The sequence below is a fragment of the Microbacterium sp. genome (genome assembly GCF_036566905.1).
In the GTDB taxonomy this organism is placed as follows: Bacteria; Actinomycetota; Actinomycetes; order Actinomycetales; family Microbacteriaceae; genus Microbacterium.
The window spans coordinates 24,046-45,251 of sequence record NZ_DATCVK010000118.1 but is presented as its reverse complement, the minus strand read 5'-3'; the positions used below and the strand labels follow the sequence as shown (position 1 = coordinate 45,251).

Genomic DNA, 21,206 nt, shown 5'->3' with positions numbered 1-21,206 from the left:
GGGTCAGGCGACCTGGGCGGCCTTCGCCTGGGCGAGATCCTCGAAGAGCTCAGTGTTGAAGCGGTAGGCGAGCAGGACCTCGTCGATGATGCGCTCCTGCTCGGCGGCATCCCACGGGGCGGCGTCGAGCTGTTCGCGATAGACGTCCTTGAACGCCTTCGGATCGGCGATGTCCTCGAACAGGTAGAAGCCGATTCCGTTCGTGTCGAACCCGAAGCGGCGGGCCATCAGCCGGCCGATGAACTGACCGCCCGACAGGTCGCCGAGGTAGCGGGTGTAGTGGTGCGCCACGAAGCCGCCGGCCCAGGTTGCGCCCACCTCGTTGATGCGATCGACGTAGCGCTGCGTGGTGGGCAGCGCCTGGATCCGCTCGCGCCAGTCGGGGCCGACGAGGAACTCGAGGTCGGCCTCGAGCGCGGGAAGGCGCGTGAGCTTGTCGGAGATGAACACCGCGGCGACGGGATCGTTGCGCATCTGGCCCGCCGTGCGCTCGAGCGCCTCGTAGATGAACCAGTGCTGGGCCACGAGCGCGACGTAGTCGTCGCGCGTGCCCTCCCCTTTCATGAGGTCGGCCATGAAGCCGGAGTGCTCACTCGACGAGTGCGAGCTGCTCGAGCGCTCGCGCAGGGCGGTGGAGAACGGGATCAGGTCGCTCATACCTTCATGCTAACTGAAGATAAGGCCAACCTAACTAAAAGTTTCCTATGCGTGCGGCCGTGGCTCGACATCGAGACGCCGGCACGCCTCGTCGTACAGCGCGACGATCTCGCGGCGCACCTCGCGGCGCTCCGAGATCGGACCCGACGGCCACGGCACCGCGACCTCGGCCGTCGAACCGTCCACGAGCGTCGCCTGCCACACGCCACGCTCGCCGTCGAACCCGGTCATGACCGAAGACGTGATCTCGGCCGTCGTGATCCCCGCGTCCGCGGCGAACGCCCGCGTGATCAGAAGGTTGTCATCGCCGTGGTCGCCGTTCATATGGCCGAGCACACCCGTGCGGGCGTCGTCGTCGAAGAAGTGGGTCATGCTCACACCCTACGGATCGCCGTGCAACGCAAGCCACCGGTGTGTGTTTGAATTCATTGCACGATCGTCGGGGGGTGAGAATGCGGACCCGGTCTACACGTCGCCGCGCCATCGCGGTCATCGCCGGTGCCGTCGCGTCCGCTCTGCTCCTGGCGGGATGCTCGTTCGGCGGCGAGGTCGAGCCCGACCTGCCTCCCCAGGCGGCGGCCTCCCTGCCCGATGAGACGGTGCAGCGACTGACGGATGCCGTCACCCACGCGATGGGCACCACGGGGTCCTCCGGCGCCATCGTCGGCGTCTGGGCGCCCTGGAGCGGCACCTGGGTGGCGGGCCTCGGCACCCAGCGCCCTGACGGCGGCGGCGATGTGAGCGCCGACCTGGCGTTCCGTGCCGGCAAGGTGACGCGCGCCATGACCTGCGACGTGCTCTTCCGGGTCGCCGCCGACGGCAAACTGAAGCTGAACGACAGCGTCACCCAGTACGTGTCGGGCGTCCCCGACCTCGCCGACGTCACCCTGCTCGAGCTCTGCGACGGCACGTCGGGCATCGGCTCGTACGCGGGCCAGCTGTACGCGTCGTGGATCTCCAATCCTGCCCGCGACTGGGATCCGCGCTACCTCGCCAGCTTCGGGCTCGGGCAGCCCCGGACGAGTGAGCCGGGCGCGGCGTACCGCGACTCCGATGCCGGCTACCTGCTGCTGGGTCTCGCCCTCGAGCGCGCGACCGACATGACGGCCGCGCAGCTCATCCAGACCTACGTCGCCGATCCGCTCGGCCTCGATGCGACGGCTCTCGGCGACCTTCCCGCAGAGGGCGTGCTGAAGGGCGGGCAGTCCGTCAACACACCTGAGGGTGCCCTCGACTGCGCTGCCCCGATCGACCTCACGGCCGCGTCCTCGAGCACGGGATTCACCGACGCCGGCGCCGTCACCGACATCGAGGATCTCGGACGCTACGTGCAGGCGCTCGCCTCCGGCGCGCTCGTGGCGGACGACGACCGCTTCGGCGCTCCGGTGGCCGTCGCCGCCGACGGGCCGTCGTGGTACACCGCCGACGGCGGTGCGCTGATCGCGGGATCCCTCATCGGGCAGTACGGCAAGGTGCCCGGCTACATCACCGCCGCCTTCGCCGACCCGGAGACCGGGCTGACGGTCGCCGTGGTGCTCAACAACTCGGCCGCCGACGCCGCGGTGGGCGAGTACCTCGCGTGGGAGCTCGCGGCCATCGCGTCGAAGGCGCCCGCGGCGACGGGTCAGACCGTGCCCGAGGCCGGTCTCCCCTGGACGCCCGAGCAGTACCACGACGCCATCGCCGCCGCCGCGGTGTGCACGCCGCCGGCGACGTAGTGCAGGCCCGAGCGGGCTCGGGAGGTGCGGGCGCCACCGGCGCGAGCGAGCCCGGCCGATCCCTGACGACGCCGGCCATCCTGCTCGTGGTCGCGGGCCTGGCCTGCCAGGAGGTCGGGGCGTCGATCGCGGTGCTGCTGTTCCCGCAGGTGGGCCCGCTCGGCATGGTGATGCTGCGGCTCGTCTTCTCGGCGATCATCCTGCTCCTGATCGCGCGTCCCCGGATGCGCGGACACTCCCGCGCCGACTGGACCGGGGTCGCCCTGTTCGGGCTCGTGCTCGCGCTGATGAACGGTCTGTTCTACCTGGCCCTCGAGCGTCTGCCCCTCGGCGTGACCGTGACCATCGAGGTGCTCGGTCCGCTCGTGCTGTCGATCGTGGCTGCGCGGCGGGCATCGGCCTGGCTCTGGGCGGTGCTCGCGCTCGCCGGTGTCGTGGCGCTGGGCGGCGGCGGGTGGGACCGGCTCGACCCGCTCGGAGTGCTGTTCGCGCTCGGTGCGGCGGGCAGCTGGGCTTTTTACATCCTGGCGTCGGCGCGGGTGGGCAGGGCCTTCCCCAAGCTCGACGGGCTCGCCCTGGCGATGACGGTCGGAGCGGTCATCGCCCTCCCGTTCGGGATCGCGGATGCCGGAACCGCCCTCCTGCGCCCCGAGATGGTCGCGCTCGGCGCCGCCGTCGCCATCCTCTCGTCGACGATCCCGTACGCGTTCGAGCTGATCGCCCTCCGGCGCCTGCCGGCAGCGGTGTTCGCGATCCTGATGAGCCTCGCGCCCGCGACAGCCGCTCTCGCCGGCTTCATATTCCTCGGACAACATATGACCTGGCTCGAGATCGCCGGCATCGGCCTGGTCATCGCCGCGAGCATCGGCGCGGTGCGCTCCTCGTCCCGCGCAGCTCGAGAAGCCGCGGAGCCGATCGCCTGACACGGCCGCTTCGGATGGCGCAGGCGGCGTCGGCAGCCCTGCGCTCCGCGGCGGCGGACCCGGACAGTCGTCGTGGCGGCCACGGAGCGAGGGGGAACACCTGTTGCGGGCAGCGCGGCTGACGGCCGGATGCCGCGGGCGGCGTGCGACGCCGCGACCGGCGGCTCGATACGATCGGGGCCATGACTCAGGCGGACGACACGGTGCAGACGAGATGGGCCGTGCTCGGCCCGGGGGCGATCAGCCGGGACTTCGTGGTGGGACTGCGTGCCTCACGGCACGGCGTGCTGCACGCGGTCGGCAGTTCGTCGGCGGAGCGCGCGGCGGCGTTCGCGGCGGAGCACGGCGCCGCGGCATCCGGAACCTACGACGAGATCCTGGGCCGCGACGACGTCGACGCGGTCTACGTCGGAACCGTCCACACGACGCACGCCGACCTCGCGATCCGCGCGCTGGAAGCGGGCAAGGCGGTGCTGTGCGAGAAGCCCGCGAGTCCGACCCTCGATGAGGTCGAGCGCATCCTCGACACGGCTCGGCGGACGCAGCGGCCGTTCCTCGAGGCCTTCAAGACGCGGTTCGGGCCGTTCGCCGACGCGCTGCGCGACCTCGTGACCGGCGGTGAGCTCGGCGCGCTGCAGGGTGTCGATGGCGCGTTCGGCTTCGCGGCGGGCGCGCACGAAGGCCGCCTGTTCGACCCGGCGCTCGCGGGCGGGGCGATCCTCGACGTGGGCTGCTATCCGCTCGCTCTCGCGATCGACCTCGCCGCCGCTGCCGGTGAGCCGATCGATGTGCCGGACTACCGCGCGTTCGAGGCCGAGCTGGTGTCGGGCGTCGACGGCACGGCATCCGCGGTGATCGCCTTCGGCGGCGTCACCGCCGCGATCGCCACGTCCGTGATCGAGGACCTGCCCGATACCGGCGTCCTGCGGTTCGCGGATGCGGAGGTCGTGCTCCCGAACGTCTGGGGCAGCCGCACCGAGAGCCCGTCGACCCTCATCGTCCGGCGCGGCGGGGAGGAGCGGGTGATCGAGGTGCCGGTGGTGCAGCCGATGGCGGCCGAAGCGGACGCCCTGTCGCTCGCCATCGCCGAGGGCCGGCTCGAGGTGCCCCAGATGCCCTGGTCGCACACGCGTGCCGCCGCGCGCGTGCTGACGGACTGGCGCGCGGCCGCTCTCGCCGGCTGACGGCTCCGGCTCAGCGCCATCGCGCCTCCCCCGGCCGGAGTCCCGCGGCAAGCGCCCACAGTGATCCGCCCGCGGGCCCCGCTGCGGCGGTTCTGAAGGTCAGGCGCCGCGGGGTGGGGCGGTCGAGCCGCGGACGTTCAGGGTCGGGTTCAGCACGACGCGGTGCACCGGGCGCGTCGGATCCTCGATGCGCCGCGCCAGGAGGTCCACCGCGGCGCGTCCGACCGAGTTGCGCGGGGGACTGACGGCGGTGAGCGCCGGGGTGAACAGCTCGGCGACCTCGTCGTCGTAGGCCACGACCGACAGGTCGCCGGGCACCGAGATGCCGCGGTTGAGGGCGAGGTCGACGAACGCCATCGCCTCCGGGTCGGAGTGCACCAGGATCGCGGTGACGGAGTTGGCGAGCGCTGCGTCGAGCGTCGCGTCGACGACCGCCGAGAAGTCCGGGCTGGTGCGCGGCGGCAGGCTCGTCTCGAAGTGGTCCGAGGGCGTGAGGCCGAGCTCCAGGCAGGCGGCCTGCCATCCGGCGGTGATCTTGCGCGACGTCGGGGAGTCGCGGGCGATGATGAGCCCGACGCGGCGGTGGCCCAGCGCTGCGAGGTGGCGCGCGGCGAGCACCGCGCCGAGGGCGTGGTCGGTGGTGACGTTCTCGACGGGGCTGCCCTCGGGCAGCACCACGGCGTCGCGCTCGACGAGCACGTTGGGCACGCCGCACGCGGCGAGCCACTGCACGACGTCTTGGGCATGCGGGGTGTCGGTGTTCGGCGCGACCACGAGACCGCGCACGCCGTCGGCGTGCACGAGGCGCTCGAGAACCGGGCGCTCGTCCTGCAGCTCGTACGACGCGCCGCGCAGCACGACGCGCAGCCCGTGACGGGTGGCCTCGGTCTCGGCGCCGCGCACGACGCTCGGCCAGTAGAAGCTCAGCGACGGCACCAGCATCGCGATCGATCCGGTGCGAGCCGCGGAGAGCGGATGCCCCGGCTCGACGTCGTCGAACGCGCCGGCAGCGGGAACAGCGCCGCCGTGCACGCGCACGAGCAGCCCTTCGCGCTCCATCTGCGCGAGATCCCGGCGGAGGGTGACAGGCGCGACGCCCAGTTCGTCCATCAGCTGCGCGACCCGCACGGCGCCGTCGCGCTCGAGCGTCGCCAGCACGTGCGCCCGCCGTTCTGCGGCCAGCAGTGCCGGTGTCTGGTCGGTCATCGGGCGTCCTCCGCGTTCGTCAGGTCCAGTTCTATCGTGACGGCGACCCTGTCGCGCGTCGTCACGTCCAGATCCAGCCGGGTGAGTCGCGCGCCCCACACGCTCGAGAGCACGGGGTCGTCGAGCTCGCGCACGACGAGTGACGCCGCGATGCCCTCGGGCCACGAGATGCGCACCGGGGTGGCGCCGTCGAGCGGCGTGACGACGATGGATCCTGCATCCTGGCGCACGTCGCCGGCCAGCAGCATTCGCACCTGCGTGGGCGCGTCCTGCCGCGCGACCGTCGCCGACTCAGCGACCGGGGCGGCCGTCCAGGAGTCCTCGACCACCGCGCGCCGCGCCGCCCGCTCCAGGCGAACCGACCGCCGCCACGGCGCCGCGCCGGGGTACGCGCCCGAGAGGTCGAGCGCGAACGCCGCCGCGTCGTCGGCGAGGGAGACATCCACATCGGATGCCGCGAACCCGGCGCCCGGACTCTGTTCGAGGCCGCCGATCACGGGCACGTTGTGCCACCCGCTCTGCATCGTCCAGATGTCGTAGCGGTCGGGGCCGAACGTCTGCAGCGTGTACGTCGGACGACCGGCATCGACGATGACGGGCACGCCGTCGGACGCGACGACGAACGAGCCGACGTCGTTGTGGTTGTGGTGCTCGCCGTTGTGTCCGCCTTTGACGGCGAGGGTGAGTCCGCGGCTCGTGCCGCTCTCTTCGCGGGCGAGGAGCACCTCGGTCGAGGGCAGCCACACCTCGCGCGGGAACGGCGACGGCGCCTCGGCCGCGTCGACCCACGCCGGATCGGTGATGCCGCGCAGCAGCCGGCCGAAGCCCTCGTGCTCGGTGGCCGCCGGGGCGCCGGCGATGCGGTGCGACGCGGCATGGGCGGCGGCATCCGTGTCCCGCGCATTGCGGGCTGCGCGATGCAGCGCGTGCCACGGCTGCGCCGCCGAGACGCGTGCCTGCCCGTCGGCGAGGTTGAGGTACCAGTCGCCGCCGAGGTGCATGCGGTGGGGGAAGGCGACCGTCTCACGCAGCGCCGGGATGCCCGAGGCATCGAGCACTCCCCCGGTCGCGTGGCGCACGAGGTCGAGCGCCTCGAGGGCGCGGCACGCGCCGTTCCACCAGTACGCGTAGCCCTCGTCGATCGCGCCGTCGGCCGGGAGCGCCGAGACGTACCGATCGATGCCCTCGATCGCGAGCGCCACGACGGCCGCGCGTTCGTCGGCCTCGGAGGGTCGGTCGAGCAGGCGCAGCGCGGCGAGCAGCACGTTGCCGTGGATCCACGGGTTCCAGTTGTGCACGTCGCCGTCGAGCCCGATCCAGTGCCAGTCGCGGCGCCGGGTGAACGGCTCGAACACGCGCAGGCGCGCCTCGTGCCGGATGCGGGAGCGGATGCCGGGGTACCGGGCTTCGAGGCGCTCGCCGAGGAGCTGGTCCACCCAGGTGAGCAGCGCGACCGCCTCGCCCGCGCCGAGGTCGAGGTACGGCTCGGTCACCGTCGGGAGCACGGAGCCCCGTTCGCGGAACGCGTCGTCGTGCGCGGGCCAGCACCACGAGCTCTGCTCGCAGATGAGCCACACGCCGTCGAGCACGTCGGCGAGCCACGCGGCCCCGACCTCGCCGTCGTCGGCGTGATGCGCGGCGGCGACCGCGGCGCGGGCAAGGCGCCGCTGTCGCTCGAAGACGATGCTCTCCCAACCTTCGCGGTCGCCGTCGTCGTGCAGGCGCGCGGCGGCCGTCGCCAGGGGCACGGGCCAGGCGGTGGATCGGTCGGCGGCGGCCCGTGCGAGCACGTCGCGGACGGCTATCGAGTCGGCGGTGCCCTGCGGGCCCCAGACGCCGCGGTCGTCCGAGGCCGCTACGGGGAGCGCGTGATCGGGAGACGCGAGGAGCGTGGCCAGCGCGGCCGGGAAGCCCGCGGCGTCCACACCTGCCTGCTGTTCGTAGATCGCGGCCAGCGCCCCCCGGAATCTCGCGGTCATCTGGGTCCTCCTCGTTGATTCACCATGGTGGGGGTGCACTGTGCGGTCTGGTCGGTTCGGACTACTAAACCGATCACAAACGATCATAACGAATCTCAAACAGTCTTGCAATGAACGAATCGGGTTGATACAGTCCCAAACGTTCGCTTTCCGCTGACCCCCATAGCGGCGAGAAGAAGGCATCGAGGGAGATCCCAGTGACGGTCCAGCAGCCCACCACGTCGGCGCGCAACGCGACGGGTTCCGCCTGGGCTGCGCGTGAGTGGACGCGGGACGAGTGGCTCGCCTACGCGGACCGCCTGCTCGACACCGCCCGCTCGCACGCGTCGCCCGGTGCCGCCCGCATCCACTTCCCCGGCGCCGAAGGCGGCTACGGCCACGCGGTCGACGGGCTCGAAGGCTTCGCGCGCACGTTCCTCCTCGCCGGGTTCCGCATCGCCGGTGCGCGCGGCGAAGGCACCGAGGAGCTCGCGGACTTCTACCGCCGCGGCATCGTCACGGGGGTCGACCCGGATGCCGAGGACCGCTGGGTGCGTCTCGACGAGCACGCGCAGTCCAAGGTCGAGGCCGCGTCGCTGGCGCTCGTGCTCGACATGACGCGTCCGTGGATCTGGGACCGCCTCGACGCTCTCACGCAGGAGCGCGTCATCGCCTACCTCGCGCCCGTCGTGGGCGACGCCACCTACCCGAAGACGAACTGGCTGTGGTTCCGCGTCGTCGTGCAGACGTTCCTCCGCTCGGTCGGCGGCCCCTGGTCGGCCGAGGACATCGCCGACGACCTGGCGCTGCACGACGTGCTGGTGCGCGAGGACGGGTGGATCTCGGACGGCTTCGAGCGCTCCTACGACCACTACGTCGGATGGGCGCTGCACACGTACCCCGTGCTGTGGTCTCGCATGCAGGGCGCCGGCGAGCTCGCCGATGGCCGCACCGCAGCTGACATCGTGCGGCTCGACCGATTCCTGCAGGATGCCGTGGCCCTCGTCGGCGCCGACGGCTCGCCGCTCGTGCAGGGCCGCAGCCTCATCTACCGCTTCGCGGCCGCCGCGCCCTTCTGGGTGGGCGCGATCGCTGAGGTGCCGTCCGTTCCGCTCGGGCAGCTGCGCCGTGCCGCCAACGCCGTCGTCGCGCACTTCGCCGAGCGCGCGGTGCCCGGCGAGGACGGCGTCCTCACCATGGGCTGGCACCACGAGTGGCGCGAGCTCGCGCAGTCGTACTCGGGCCCCGGCTCGCCGTACTGGGCGGTCAAGGGCCTCCTCGGCATCTCGCTTCCGGCCGACCACCCGGTCTGGGCCGCCGAGGGCGAGCCGCTGCCGATCGAGGCCGGCGATGAACTGCGCGCCGTGCGCCCCGCCGGCTGGGTGATCTCGGGCACCCGCGCCGACGGCATCGTCCGGATCGCGAACCACGGCACCGACCACGCCGCCGCGGGCAGCCTCGTCGGCGACTCGCCGCTGTATGCCCGCATCGGCTACTCGACCGCCGCCGGTCCCCTGGCGAACCAGCGCGCGTGGGAGGAGCCGCTCGAGCAGTCGGTCGCCCTCCTCGACGCGGCGGGTCGCGCCACCCACCGCGCCGCGATGGACCTCTTCGACGTGCGCGTGCAGGACGACGAGGGAGGCCGCCTCGGCATCGCCGCCTCGGTCTCGCGCGCCCACTGGATCGACCTGCGCCCGTCGGCACAGCGCCACGGCTCGGGTATCGACGGCGACGTCGAGGTCGCGGGCGTCGTCGAGGTCCACTCGCTCGTGCGCGGTCCGTGGGAGGTGCGCCTCGCGCGCGTCGACTCCCTCGAACCCGGCATCGAGGCCGCGTCGCTGCGCCTCCGGGTGGGCGGCTGGGCGCTGGCGGCCGAAAAGGTCGAACAGGAGACCGCGGATGCCGCAGCCTCGGCATCCGCGAACAGGCTGCGCAGCAGCATCCGTCCCCTTCTCGGCGACGGCACGACGAGCATCGAGACGCGCGAGGACGCGAGCCCGCTGGGACCCGTCGCCGCCGTGCCGGTCGCGACCTACCCGGTGCAGGTCGACGCGTGGATCGCCACGCTCGTCGAGCTCACCACCGAAGACCTCGCATCGCCCGCCGATGCGGCGACCGTCGCCCTCGAGGCCGACGGTGACGAGACCACCGTCACGGTCACCTGGCCGGACGGGACGGCGACCACGAGTCGCCTCGCACACCCCGGAACAGCGTCCGTCGCGAACCGGTAACCCGATGGGCCCGAGGACGGGTCCGCAATCACAAAGGAGTACCCCCAGTATGAAGCGCTCATACGCTGCCGCGGCCGGCATCGCCGTGGTCGCCACGCTCGCTCTCGCCGGATGCAGCGGCGGTGGCGAGGAAGCCGCGCCCGAGGAGTCGTCGGGTCCGGTCACGCTCTCGCTCTCGGGCTGGAGCCTCGACACGACGCCCGAGTTCCAGGCGCTCGCCGACGCGTTCCACGAGGAGAACCCCGACGTCACGATCGAGCTCAAGGGCTACGACGCGGCCGAGTACAACACCCTCCTGACCGCCGACCTCGCCGCCGGCTCCGGCCCCGACATCATCACGCAGAAGGAGGTCAAGTTCGTTCCGACGTTCGTCGAGGGCGGCCAGCTCCTCGACGTGTCGGACGTCGAGCTGCCCGACGACATCAGCGGCGCGAAGTCGTACGAGGTCGACGGCACCGCCTATGCGGTGCCCTACCGCAACGACTCGTGGGTCCTGTACTACAACAAGGCGCTGTTCGACCAGGCCGGCGTCGAGTACCCCGACGGCTCGTGGACGTGGGACGACTACAGCGACGCCGCCGCCGCGCTGACCGAGGGCCTCGCAGCCGCCGGCAGCACCGCCAAGGGCACGTACCTCCACAACTGGCAGTCGACCGTGCAGGGCTTCGCCAACGCGCAGTCCGACGGCGACATCCTCAAGGGCGAGTACGAGTACATGGAGCCCTTCTACGACAACGTGCTCGCACTCCAGGACGGTGGCGACCAGGTCGACTACAACACCGCGAAGGCGAACCAGCTCACCTACCAGGGCGAGTTCGGCAAGCAGAACGCGGCCATGATGCCCATGGGCACGTGGTTCGTCGCGACCCTCATCGCCCAGCAGGCCTCGGGCGACGCCGACGACTTCGAGTGGGGCATCGCGCCCATCCCGCAGGTCGACTCGAAGACCGCCGGTCTCGACAACACCCCGGTGACCTTCGGCGACCCGACCGGCTTCGGCATCAACGCCGGCATCGACGAGTCCAAGGTCGCGGCCGCGAAGAAGTTCCTCGCGTTCGCCGCGGGTGAAGAGGGCGCCCAGGTCCTCGCGCAGATCGGCATCACGCCGGCTCTGCTGACCGACGCGGTCGTCGACACCTACTTCTCGGTCGACGGCGCCCCCACCGACGACCTGTCGAAGTTCGCGTACTCGACCCACGAGGTGCACCCCGAGAACCCGACGTCGAACAAGGCGGCCGCGATCCAGGGCATCCTCGGCGACATGCACACGGCGATCATGTCGGGTTCGACCTCCGTGCCGGACGCGATCAAGGAGGCGCAGGACCGCGTCGCCAACGAGGTCGGCACCGACTGAGCCGCGGCTCGTCCCACCCGTTCCAGCACGCCTCCGGCAGGCTCGCGGACTCGTCCCCGAGCCTGCCGGAGGGCCCCCGATCCGCGGCGCCCGAGGCGCCGACACCGGGTCACCGGTGACCGGCCCGCTCCCCCGCGGGCGGGCCGGCCACCGCACCCCGCTTTCTCATCGCACCTGGAGGTCCGCCATGGCGACCATCACCGCCACAGAGGCCGGCATCGCGCCGCCGCCCGTGCGCCGCCGGCGCTCGAGGCTGCGGCTGCGCAACACCCTCATCGGGTGGAGCTTCATCCTTCCCAACTTCATCGGCTTCGGCCTGCTGACGCTGGTTCCCATCGTCGTGCTGTTCTACATGTCGTTCACGAACTGGAACGTCTTCGGCACCGCGAACTGGGTCGGCTTCGCCAACTACCAGCGCCTCATCGGCGACGGCAGCTTCCGCGTCTCCGTCGTCAACACCCTCTACTACTCGGTGCTGCACATCCCGCTGACGATCCTCGTCTCGCTGGGCCTCGCGCTCCTGCTCAACAACAAGCTCCGCGGCGTCGCGTTCTTCCGCACCGCCGCGTTCTTCCCGTACATCACCTCGATCGTCGCGATCGCGGTGGTGTGGAACCTGCTCTTCAGCCCCGAGTACGGCCCCATCAACGAGTTCCTCCGGTTCATCGGCATCCAGAACCCTCCCGGCTGGCTCACGTCCCCCGAGTGGGCGATGCCCGCCGTCGTGATCGTCGGCACGTGGCGCGACATGGGCTACTACATGATCCTGTTCCTCGCGGGCCTGCAGACCGTGCCGCGCGAGCTGCACGAGGCGGCGCGCGTCGACGGCGCCAACGTGTGGCAGCGGTTCGTCAACGTGACGCTGCCGTGCCTGCGTCCCACCATGTTCTTCGTCACCGTGATGCTGACGATCAACTCGTTCAAGATCTTCGACCTGATCCTCGTCATGACCGACGGCGGACCGGGTCAGTCGACCCTCGTGATGTCGCAGTTCATCTACCGCAAGGGCTTCGAAGAGAGCCAGTTCGGCTACGCGTCGGCCGCCTCGGTGGCGCTGTTCTTCATGTGCATCATCGTCACGATCGTGCAGTTCCTCTGGAACAAGAAGCGGAGCAGCTGATGGCCGAGCAGATCAAGGATGCCGACCTCCTGGTCGCCGACTACACCGCGCCCTCGAGCGCGCGTCGCGGCCTGCGCAAGCTCGCCGAGGAGACCCCCGAGCCTCCCGTCGCCACCGAGAAGCTGACCCCTGGTCGCCGGGTGGCGCGGATCGCGATGTACGTCGGGCTCGTCATCTTCGCGATCGGGCTGCTGACGCCGTTCGTGTGGATGGTGCTGAGCTCGTTCAAGTCCTCCAACGAGGTGTTCTCGGTGCCGGTGAAGTGGCTCCCCGAGACGTGGGTGTGGCAGAACTACATCGACATCTGGTCCGAGTCGAACATGCTCGTCTGGATCCGCAACACGCTGTTCCTCGCCGTCGTGGTGACGTTCCTGCAGGTGCTCACCGGCTCGTTCGCCGCCTACGGCTTCGCGCGGATGCGCTTCCGCGGTCGCGACGTGCTGTTCCTCCTGTACGTCGGCACCATCGCCGTGCCGTGGCAGTCGTACATGATCCCGCAGTTCATCCTGCTGTCGAACTTCAAGGTGTCGAACACCCTCTGGGCGATCATCCTGCTGCAGGCGTTCGGCGCGTTCGGCGTGTTCCTGATGAAGCAGTTCTACGAGACGATCCCCGAGGAGCTCTCGGAGGCCGCTCGCCTGGACGGCCTCAGCGAGTACGCGATCTGGCGCAAGATCATGCTGCCGCTGTCGATCCCGGCGCTCGCCTCGCTGACCCTGCTGACGTTCGTCAACACCTGGAACGACTACCTCGGACCGCTCATCTATCTGCGCGACCCGAACCTCTGGACGATCCAGCTGGGACTCAAGGGCTTCGTATCGAACCTGTACGACACGAACTACGCGCTGCTGTTCGCGGGCCTGACGATCTCGGTCGTCCCGATCGCGATCATCTTCCTGCTCGGCCAGAAGTACTTCGTCGAGGGCATCGCGACGAGCGGGCTGAAGGGCTGACACCGTGAACAAGCCCAGTCTGCTCAGCCGGCTCAACGGCCTGGTCTCGCACGAGACGTGGGCCTCCCTCATCGGGATGATCTACCTCGCGCTGATCGTGAACCTCCTGCTGGTCGTCGCGTGCCTGCCGATGGTGGTGCTGCTCGTGACCACCGACCCGGCGTACTCGTGGCCGCTGCTCGCGGTGGCCGCGCCGCTCGCGGCGCCCGGTATCGCCGCTGCGTTCCGCGCGTTCCGCGAGCACGGCGACGGGGCGCGCACGGGTGCGGGCCTCGGCCCCATCCGCGCGTTCTTCGCGGGCCTCCGCGACACGTGGCGCCGTGCGCTCCTGATCGGCACGGCCGTCACGGCGGTCATCGTCGTGCTCCTCGTGGACGTGCGGATGCTGTCGAACACGGCCGCCGCCGTGATCACGGTGCCGCTCCTGGGCGTGCTGGCGCTCGTCGCGATCGCGGCGGGCCTGGTGGCCCTCGTCGCGGTCGCCGAAGTGCCGACCGCGCGGCTGCGCGACGTGGTGCGCGCGAGCCTGTACCTGAGCCTGCGGCGCTGGTACCTCACCGCGGTCTCGCTCGCCGCCCTGGCCGCTCAGCTCGCCGTGTTCGCCACCGCCCCTGCGCTGGGGGTCGGGCTCACGGCATCCGCGGCCCTCTTCTTCGCGTGGACCAACTCGCGCTACACGCTCCGTCCCGTACTCGATCTCGACGAGAAGGCGACCGCGCAGGCCTGAGGTCCGCGGCATCCGTCCTCCACTCGCACTTCAGAAGGATTCCCTCCCCATGACGTCCACCTCGCCCGCTCCGGGCACCAGAGCCACGCCCGCCGATCAGCGCATCGCGGCCGACGACGCGATCACCGCCGCGCTGTCGACGATCCGCCGCAACATCGCGACCTTCGGGGGCGCGTACCCCGACGACACCACGGTGGACGACCGCTACGAGGTGCGCCCCGCCGAGGGCGGCATCCCTGTCGGCGGCAACCGCGGGTGGACGACCAGCTTCCGCACCGGAATGCTGTGGCTCGCGTGGGAGTTCACCGGCGACGCGGCCTACCGCGACGCCGCACTCGTCGACACGGCGGACTTCGAGCGGCGCGTGCGCGCCGAGGAGGATCTGGACACCCACGACCTCGGCTTCCTCTACACGCTGTCGACCGTCGCCGCGTGGCGGCTGGTCGACGACGAGGACGCCCGGCAGGCGTCCCTGCTGGCCGCCGACCACCTGATGCGCCGCTTCCTGGAGCCCGCAGGCATCATCCAGGCGTGGGGCGACCTGTCCGACCCGGCGCAGCGCGGCCGCACGATCATCGACAGCCTCATGAATATGCCGTTGCTGACATGGGCGCACGAGCAGACCGGCGAGGAGCGATTCGCCGACGCGGTCGCGCGGCACACCGCACAGCTGCGCGAGCACATCCTGCGCGAGGACGACTCGACGTTCCACACGTTCTACTGGGATGCCGAGACCGGCGAGCCGCTGCGCGGCGCCACCGAGCAGGGCGCGTTCGACGAGTCGTGCTGGGCACGTGGCCAGGCGTGGGGCATCTACGGCTTCGCGATGAACTACGCGGTGACCGGCGACGAACGCCTGCTCGACGCGTCCCGTCGCTGCACCGAGTACTTCCTTCGGCACCTCCCGGCCGACGAGGTGCCCTTCTGGGACCTCGTCTACACCGACGGCAGCGACGCGCCGCGCGACAGCTCTGCCGCCGCGATCGCGGTGTGCGGTCTGCTCGAGCTCGCCAAGGTCGAGACGGATGCCGCGCGCGCGGCCGAGTGGACGGCACGGGCGCATGCGATGCTGGCGTCGCTGATCGCGAACTACACGCCCGCGACGCCCGAGGACTCCGACGCTCTCATCCTGCACTCGGTGTACGACCTGCCGAAGGGCAACGGCGTCGACGAGGGCACGCTCTGGGGCGACTACTTCTACCTCGAGGCGCTCATGCGCGTGGCGCGCCCCACGTGGAGGAAGTACTGGTGAGGCTCGTCACGTACATCGGCTCCGACGGCGGCGCGCGACCGGCGGCCGTGGTCGCCGGTGCCGAGGGCGACCGGGTGCTGGACCTGGGCGATCTCGCCGGCTCGGTCGAGGACCTGCTGACGGATGCCGCAGCCCTGTCCATTGCGGGCGAGAGGGCGGCCGCCGACCCGTCGCACCTGCCGGCGTTCGATCCTGCGGCGCTCGCCGCCCCGGTGACGCCGGGCAAGATCCTGTGCCTCGGCTACAACTATCGCGGTCACGTGCCGGACGGCGTCGATCCGACCGCGAACGACCCCGACTACCCTGACGTGTTCGTGAAGACCCCGAACACGCTGGCGGGCCCGAACGAGCCGGTCGTGATCCCGCCGGGGGCGACCGACGTCGACTACGAGGGCGAGGTGGCGGTCGTCATCGGCCGCCGCGCGCGGCGGGTGTCGCTGGAGGACGCGCTGGACCACGTCGGCGGATACACGATCCTCAACGACGTGTCGGACCGCGCCTGGCAGCGGCGGCAGAGCCAGTGGGCGCTCGGCAAGTGCTCGGACGGCTTCGCACCGCTCGGCCCGTGGGTCGTGACGCCCGACGAGGTGCCCGACCCGCAGGATCTCCTCGTCGAGGTCGTCCGCGACGGCGTCGTGACCGTGTCGCAGTCCACGTCGACCACGATCTTCAGCGTGGCGTACGTCATCCACCACCTCAGCCAGGTGCTGACGCTCGAGCCGGGCGATATCGTCTCGACCGGAACCCCGCAGAAGCTGCCCGCCGCCCAGGAGGCGCACCGCCCGCTCGCCGACGGCGACGCGGTGACGGTGCGCATCTCGGGCATCGGCGAGCTCACCACCCGTTTCGTCGCCGCTCAGGAGGCCGCCGCATGATCCTCGACTCGTTCCGCCTCGACGGCAAGGTCGCACTCGTCACCGGCTCGAGCCGCGGCCTCGGTCAGGGCGCAGCCGTCGCGCTGGCCGAAGCAGGCGCCGATGTGGCGCTGCTCGACCGTGGCGACGCGTCGGCCACCGCGGACCTCATCGCGGCGACCGGCCGCCGCGTCCACCGCATCCAGCGGGATCTCGTCTCGGCAGCCCCCGACGAGCTCGCCTCGGCGGTCGACGAGGTGATCGCCGAACTGGGCGGGCTCGACATCCTGGTCAACAACGCCGGCACCATCCGCCGTGCGCCCGCCGCCGAGTACCCGCTAGGCGACTGGGACGACGTGCTCGCGGTCAACCTCGACGCCGTTTTCCATCTGTCGCAGGCCGCGGGCCGTCACATGCTCGCTCAGGGGAGCGGCCGCATCATCAACGTCGCGTCGATGCTGTCCTTCCAGGGCGGCATTCTCGTTCCGGCATACACCGCGTCCAAGCACGCCGTCGCCGGCCTCACGAAGGCGCTCGCGAACGAGTGGGCGTCGGCCGGCGTCACGGTCAACGCCGTGGCCCCCGGCTACATGGCGACCGACAACACCGCGCCGCTGCGCGCCGACGAGGACCGCGCCGCATCGATCCTCTCGCGCATCCCCGCAGGACGCTGGGGCGAGCCATCCGATCTGCAGGGCGTGTTCGTATTCCTCGCCTCGGACGCCGCGGCGTACCTGACCGGCGCGGTCATCCCGGTCGACGGCGGCTGGCTCGTCCGCTGACCACTCCCCCACACGACTTCACGCACACCAGGAGAGAACCGTGACCCAGACGCACATCCCGCAGCGCTACGCGACCAACCCCGCCCAGATCCCGGGCATGACCACGCAGGACCTGCGCGACACGTACCTCATCCCCGACGTCTTCGTGCCGGGTGAGATCCGGCTGACGTACACGCACCACGACCGCATCGTGCTGGGCGGTGCCGTGCCGGCCGGCGGGGTGCTCGAGCTCGGCGGCTACCCCGAGATCCGCAGCGACTACTTCCTCGAGCACCGCGAGGTCGGCATCATCAACGTCGGCGGCACCGGCAAGGTCACCGCCGACGGCGAGGTCTACACGCTCGTCAAGGGCGCCTGCCTGTACCTCGGCCGCGGCATCCGTTCCGTGTCGTTCGCGGACGTCGACGGCGAGGAGTCGGGCGCGCAGTTCTACCTGTTCTCGGCACCGGCGCACACCGCCTACCCGTCCGCGCTCGTCTCGCCCGGCGAGGGCACCGTGCGCGAGCTCGGCGACCAGCTCACCTCGAACCGCCGCACGCTCAACCAGTACATCCACGAGAACGGCGTCAAGAGCTGCCAGATCGTCATGGGTGTCACCGAGCTGCACCCGGGCTCGATGTGGAACACCATGCCCGCGCACACCCACGACCGCCGTACCGAGTGCTACCTGTACTTCGACCTGCCCGAGGACGCCCGCGTCATCCACCTCATGGGCGAGCGCGAAGAGACGCGTCACCTCGTGATCGCCGACCGTCAGGCCGTCATCTCACCCTCGTGGTCGCTGCACTCGGGCGTCGGCACCTCGTCGTACACGTTCATCTGGGCGATGGCGGGCGAGAACCAGGCCTTCGACGACATGGATGCCGCGCCGGTCACCGACCTGCGCTGACGGATGCCTCTGCCTGACTACGCTGGGGCGGTGCCCATGACCCTGCTCGCGATCGGCGAGACGATGGCGATGGTCACGCCGGTCGTCGCGGCGCCCGTGTCGGACGCCGACGCGTTCCTGCTCGACGCGGGCGGCGCGGAGTCGAACGTCGCCGCCCACGTGGCCGCGCTCGGCCACCGCGCCGTGTGGTTCAGCCGCCTGGGCGACGACGCGCTCGGCCACCGCATCGCGCGGCAGCTCACCGCCCGCGGTGTCGACGTCTCGCGGGTCGTGTTCGACGGCGCCCACCCGACCGGGCTGTACGTGAAGGACCCCGGCAACGGCGTCCTCTACTACCGCCGCGGCTCCGCGGCCGCCCACCTGAGCGACGCTGACGCCGACGCGGTGTCGTTCGACGGCGTCGACCTGCTGCACGTGTCGGGCATCACGGCCGCGATCTCGGCATCCGCGTCGTCCTTCCTCGCACGCGTCATGGCCCGCGCGCGGGAGCACGGCGTGCCGGTGTCGTTCGACGTCAATCACCGCGCGCCGCTGTGGGAGGCCGAGACCGCCGCCCCGGTGCTGCTCGAGCTGGCCCGCGGCGCCGACATCGTGCTCGTCGGCCGCGACGAGGCCGAGACCCTGTGGGGCACGGCCACCGCCGCCGACGTGCGCGCGCTGCTGCCGGAGGTCGAAGAGCTCATCGTCAAGGACGGTGACGTCGGCGCGACCGCGTTCGTCGGCACCGACGAGGTGTTCGAACCGGCCCTGGTCGTCGAGGTCGTCGAGCCGGTCGGCGCCGGCGACGCGTTCGCCGGCGGTTACCTCGCCGGACGGCTCTTCGGCGCTCCCGTGGCCGACCGCCTGCGCGCCGGACACGAGCGCGCCGCGCGCACCCTGCAGACCACCACCGACTCGATCGACGAGCCCGCGCCGGGCGCGCCCGTCGACCGCACCCGGTGACACCGACATCCGAAAGACGAAGGAATCCGACATGACCTCACCAGCGACCGGAACGGATGCCGCGGCCCAGGGCGAGTGGTTCGAGACGGCGTTCGCCGGGGCACCGCTCATGGCCATCCTGCGAGGCATGGGCGTCGAGCGCTCGGTGCGTCTGTCGCAGACGGCATGGGACCTGGGCATCGACTCCGTCGAGGTGCCGCTGCAGACCGACGAGGACGAGCGCGCGCTGCGCGAGGTCGTCACCTTGGCCGCCAGCCGCGGCAAGAGCGTCGGCGCGGGCACCATCATCACCCCCGCGCAGGTGGCGCTCGCCGGCGACGCCGGTGCGGCGTACCTCGTCTCGCCCGGGCTCGATCCGGTCGTGGTGCGGGCGGCGCAGGATGCCGGCATCCCGATCCTCCCCGGCGTCGCGACCCCCAGCGAGGTGCAGCTGGCGGTGTCGCTCGGGCTCACCTGGCTCAAGGCGTTCCCGGCGACCTGGCTCGGCAACGGCTGGTTCTCGCACATCCGCGGCCCGTTCCCGCAGGTGCGCTTCGTCGCCACCGGCGGTCTGAACGCATCGAACGTGGAGGAGTTCCTCGACGCCGGGGTGCGCGTCGCAGCGGTCGGCTCGGCCCTCGAGGACGCCTCGCAGCTCGAGCGGCTCGCCGAGGTGCTCCGCACTCGCACGGCCGTCCGATGACGGCGGCTGAGGCTCGCTCGTTCGCGATCGGCGAGACCGACTTCCTGCTCGACGGAGAGCCGTTCCGGGTGCTCGCTGGCGCCCTGCACTACTTCCGCGTGCACCCCGGCCAGTGGGCCGACCGCATCCGCAAGGCGCGGCTCATGGGACTCAACACCATCGAGACATACGTCGCCTGGAACGCCCATGAACCGGTGCACGGCGAGTGGGATGCGACGGGCTGGAACGACCTCGGTGCGTTCCTCGACCTCGTCGCGGCGGAGGGGATGCACGCGATCGTGCGCCCCGGGCCCTACATATGCGCCGAATGGCATAACGGTGGTCTGCCGGTGTGGCTGACTGGGCTCGAGGGTGTCGGACTTCGCCGGTCCGAGCCGCTCTACCTCGCCGAGGTGACCGCTTACCTGCAGCGGGTGTACGACATCGTCGCCCCGCGTCAGATCGACCGCGGCGGGCCCGTCGTGCTCGTCCAGATCGAGAACGAGTACGGGGCGTACGGCGACGACACCGCGTATCTCGAGCACCTCGTGCGCGTGACGAAGGACGCCGGCATCACGGTGCCGCTGACGACCATCGACCAGCCGACCGACCAGATGCTGACCGACGGCAGCGTCGCGGGCGTGCACCTGACCGGCTCGTTCGGCTCCCGCGCCGCGGAGCGTCTCGGCACGCTTCGCCGTCACCAGCCGACCGGACCTCTCATGTGCGCGGAGTTCTGGGACGGCTGGTTCGACTGGTGGGGCAATGCCCACCACACGACGCCCGCTGCGGCGACGGCCGCCGAGCTGGACACCCTCCTCGCGGCCGGCGCATCGGTGAACTTCTACATGTTCCACGGCGGCACGAACTTCGGCCTCACCAACGGCGCCAACGACAAGGGGCGCTACCTGCCCATCGTGACCTCGTACGACTACGACGCACCGCTCGACGAGCGGGGCGACCCAACTGACAAGTACTTCGCCTTCCGCGACGTCATCACCAAGTACGCTCCCGTGCCCGACGAGGTGCCGACGGTCAGTGGTGCCGCTCCCGTGTTCGACGTCGCGCTCACGGCGGTCGCGGTGCCGACCGCGCCGGCCGGGCAGTGTCACGAGACCCCACCGACGTTCGAGGAGCTCCGGCATCTCAGCGCCCTCGTCTCCTACGAGGCGGAGCTGCCGGGCGGCCACGGTGGCGTCCTGCGCTTCGGCGAGGTGCGCGACCACGCGTGGGTGTCGGTCGACGGCGTCGCGGTGGGCACGCTTTCGCGCACGCGCCACGAGGACGCCCTCGTCGTGCCCGGTGGACACCGAGTCAGGGTGCTCGTCGAGGAGCAGGGTCGCGTCAACTACGACGCGCGTCTGGGCGAGGCCAAGGGCCTCATCGGCCCGGTGACCCTCGGCGGTATGCCGGTGGCCGGCTGGACGGCGACGCCCATCGACGTCGCTGCGCTGGGTGCGGCGGTGTCGGATGCCGCGGGCTCGCCCGAGGGTGTGGCCGGATCGACACCAGCCCCCTTCCTGCTGCGCGGTTCGTTCTCGCTCGAGTCGCCCGCCGACCTCTTCCTCGACACTGCGGGGTGGGGCAAGGGCTACGCACTGATCAACGGCTTCCTGCTGGGCAGATACTGGAGCAGCGGCCCGCAGCGGACGCTGTACGTGCCGGCCGCCGCCGTGCACGCGGGGGAGAACTCGGTCGTCGTGATCGAGCTGGATCGCGTCACCGACGCCGTCGCCCGCTTCGTCGCCGAGCCGGAGCTCGGGCCGCGGGAGGAGTAGCCGGCGGGGGCCGACCG

The 21,206-nt window shown here is 71.2% G+C and carries 19 protein-coding genes; 15 read left to right on the top strand and 4 right to left on the bottom strand.

All coding sequences use genetic code 11. The annotated features are described in order from the left end of the window. Nucleotides 1-3: 3 nt before the first annotated feature. Together VIP82_RS08975 and VIP82_RS08970 are read right to left on the bottom strand one after the other, a co-directional pair. On the bottom strand, nucleotides 4-657 hold the full coding sequence (locus VIP82_RS08975) for a biliverdin-producing heme oxygenase (RefSeq protein WP_331907758.1): 654 nt from the start codon (nucleotides 655-657) through the stop codon (nucleotides 4-6). Between the two features lie 45 nt (nucleotides 658-702). After that, entirely contained in the window at nucleotides 703-1,029 is a 327-nt protein-coding gene (locus tag VIP82_RS08970) for a DUF2470 domain-containing protein (RefSeq protein WP_331907756.1), read from the bottom strand. Nucleotides 1,030-1,109: 80 nt separating this feature from the next. Between VIP82_RS08970 and VIP82_RS08965 the strand changes: the two genes are divergently transcribed. The 3 genes from VIP82_RS08965 to VIP82_RS08955 all read left to right on the top strand — a co-directional run bounded on the left by VIP82_RS08965 (nucleotide 1,110) and on the right by VIP82_RS08955 (nucleotide 4,482). Further along, entirely contained in the window at nucleotides 1,110-2,375 is a 1,266-nt protein-coding gene (locus VIP82_RS08965) for a serine hydrolase domain-containing protein (protein WP_331907782.1), read from the top strand. A gap of 80 nt (nucleotides 2,376-2,455) precedes the next feature. Further along, entirely contained in the window at nucleotides 2,456-3,298 is an 843-nt protein-coding gene (locus VIP82_RS08960) for an EamA family transporter (RefSeq protein ID WP_331907780.1), read from the top strand. A 182-nt stretch (nucleotides 3,299-3,480) separates the two neighbouring features. Next, on the top strand, nucleotides 3,481-4,482 hold the full coding sequence (locus VIP82_RS08955) for a Gfo/Idh/MocA family protein (RefSeq protein WP_331907754.1): 1,002 nt from the start codon (nucleotides 3,481-3,483) through the stop codon (nucleotides 4,480-4,482). A 99-nt stretch (nucleotides 4,483-4,581) separates the two neighbouring features. Here the strand turns inward: VIP82_RS08955 and VIP82_RS08950 are convergent, their stop codons facing one another. Both VIP82_RS08950 and VIP82_RS08945 read right to left on the bottom strand, forming a co-directional pair. Continuing rightward, nucleotides 4,582-5,688: a substrate-binding domain-containing protein gene (locus VIP82_RS08950; RefSeq protein WP_331907752.1), complete on the bottom strand. Its 1,107-nt coding sequence runs from the start codon at nucleotides 5,686-5,688 to the stop codon at nucleotides 4,582-4,584. Beyond that, a complete protein-coding gene (locus VIP82_RS08945) occupies nucleotides 5,685-7,667 on the bottom strand; it encodes a heparinase II/III domain-containing protein (RefSeq protein ID WP_331907750.1) in 1,983 nt (660 codons plus the stop codon). The genes VIP82_RS08950 and VIP82_RS08945 overlap by 4 nt, the downstream gene beginning before the upstream one ends. 197 nt (nucleotides 7,668-7,864) lie before the next feature. Here VIP82_RS08945 and VIP82_RS08940 point away from each other — a divergent pair, with 197 nt between their 5' ends. From VIP82_RS08940 to VIP82_RS08885, 12 genes are all read left to right on the top strand, one after another. Further along, entirely contained in the window at nucleotides 7,865-9,877 is a 2,013-nt protein-coding gene (locus VIP82_RS08940; protein WP_331907748.1) for a DUF2264 domain-containing protein, read from the top strand. 49 nt (nucleotides 9,878-9,926) lie between these two features. After that, entirely contained in the window at nucleotides 9,927-11,231 is a 1,305-nt protein-coding gene (locus VIP82_RS08935; protein WP_331907746.1) for an ABC transporter substrate-binding protein, read from the top strand. Nucleotides 11,232-11,418: 187 nt separating this feature from the next. Continuing rightward, entirely contained in the window at nucleotides 11,419-12,351 is a 933-nt protein-coding gene (locus VIP82_RS08930; protein WP_308866445.1) for a carbohydrate ABC transporter permease, read from the top strand. Further along, nucleotides 12,351-13,304, top strand: coding sequence for a carbohydrate ABC transporter permease (locus VIP82_RS08925; protein WP_331907744.1), 954 nt, complete (start codon nucleotides 12,351-12,353; stop codon nucleotides 13,302-13,304). Before VIP82_RS08930 ends, VIP82_RS08925 begins: the two co-directional genes overlap by 1 nt. Nucleotides 13,305-13,308: 4 nt before the next feature. After that, nucleotides 13,309-14,031 (top strand): ferredoxin-NADPH reductase, encoded by a 723-nt coding sequence (locus tag VIP82_RS08920; protein WP_331907742.1) that lies wholly within the window; start codon nucleotides 13,309-13,311, stop codon nucleotides 14,029-14,031. Between the two features lie 49 nt (nucleotides 14,032-14,080). Next, nucleotides 14,081-15,283, top strand: a complete 1,203-nt coding sequence (locus VIP82_RS08915; RefSeq protein ID WP_331907740.1) for a glycoside hydrolase family 88 protein — start codon at nucleotides 14,081-14,083, stop codon at nucleotides 15,281-15,283. Then, complete coding sequence (locus VIP82_RS08910; protein WP_331907738.1) at nucleotides 15,280-16,158, top strand: fumarylacetoacetate hydrolase family protein; 879 nt, start codon at nucleotides 15,280-15,282, stop codon at nucleotides 16,156-16,158. The genes VIP82_RS08915 and VIP82_RS08910 overlap by 4 nt, the downstream gene beginning before the upstream one ends. Beyond that, nucleotides 16,155-16,919, top strand: a complete 765-nt coding sequence (gene kduD / locus VIP82_RS08905) for a 2-dehydro-3-deoxy-D-gluconate 5-dehydrogenase KduD (RefSeq protein WP_331907736.1) — start codon at nucleotides 16,155-16,157, stop codon at nucleotides 16,917-16,919. The genes VIP82_RS08910 and kduD overlap by 4 nt, the downstream gene beginning before the upstream one ends. A gap of 40 nt (nucleotides 16,920-16,959) precedes the next feature. Next, the gene (gene kduI / locus VIP82_RS08900; protein WP_331907734.1) at nucleotides 16,960-17,808 is read left to right on the top strand and encodes a 5-dehydro-4-deoxy-D-glucuronate isomerase; all 849 of its coding nucleotides are present in this window, start codon (nucleotides 16,960-16,962) and stop codon (nucleotides 17,806-17,808) included. Between the two features lie 36 nt (nucleotides 17,809-17,844). Beyond that, nucleotides 17,845-18,750 carry a sugar kinase gene (locus VIP82_RS08895; protein WP_331907778.1) on the top strand — a complete coding sequence of 302 codons (906 nt, stop codon included), beginning with the start codon at nucleotides 17,845-17,847 and terminating at the stop codon, nucleotides 18,748-18,750. A 31-nt stretch (nucleotides 18,751-18,781) separates the two neighbouring features. Next, nucleotides 18,782-19,432 carry a bifunctional 4-hydroxy-2-oxoglutarate aldolase/2-dehydro-3-deoxy-phosphogluconate aldolase gene (locus VIP82_RS08890; protein WP_331907732.1) on the top strand — a complete coding sequence of 217 codons (651 nt, stop codon included), beginning with the start codon at nucleotides 18,782-18,784 and terminating at the stop codon, nucleotides 19,430-19,432. Further along, a complete protein-coding gene (locus VIP82_RS08885) occupies nucleotides 19,429-21,189 on the top strand; it encodes a glycoside hydrolase family 35 protein (protein WP_331907730.1) in 1,761 nt (586 codons plus the stop codon). The genes VIP82_RS08890 and VIP82_RS08885 overlap by 4 nt, the downstream gene beginning before the upstream one ends. Nucleotides 21,190-21,206 lie beyond the last annotated feature (17 nt).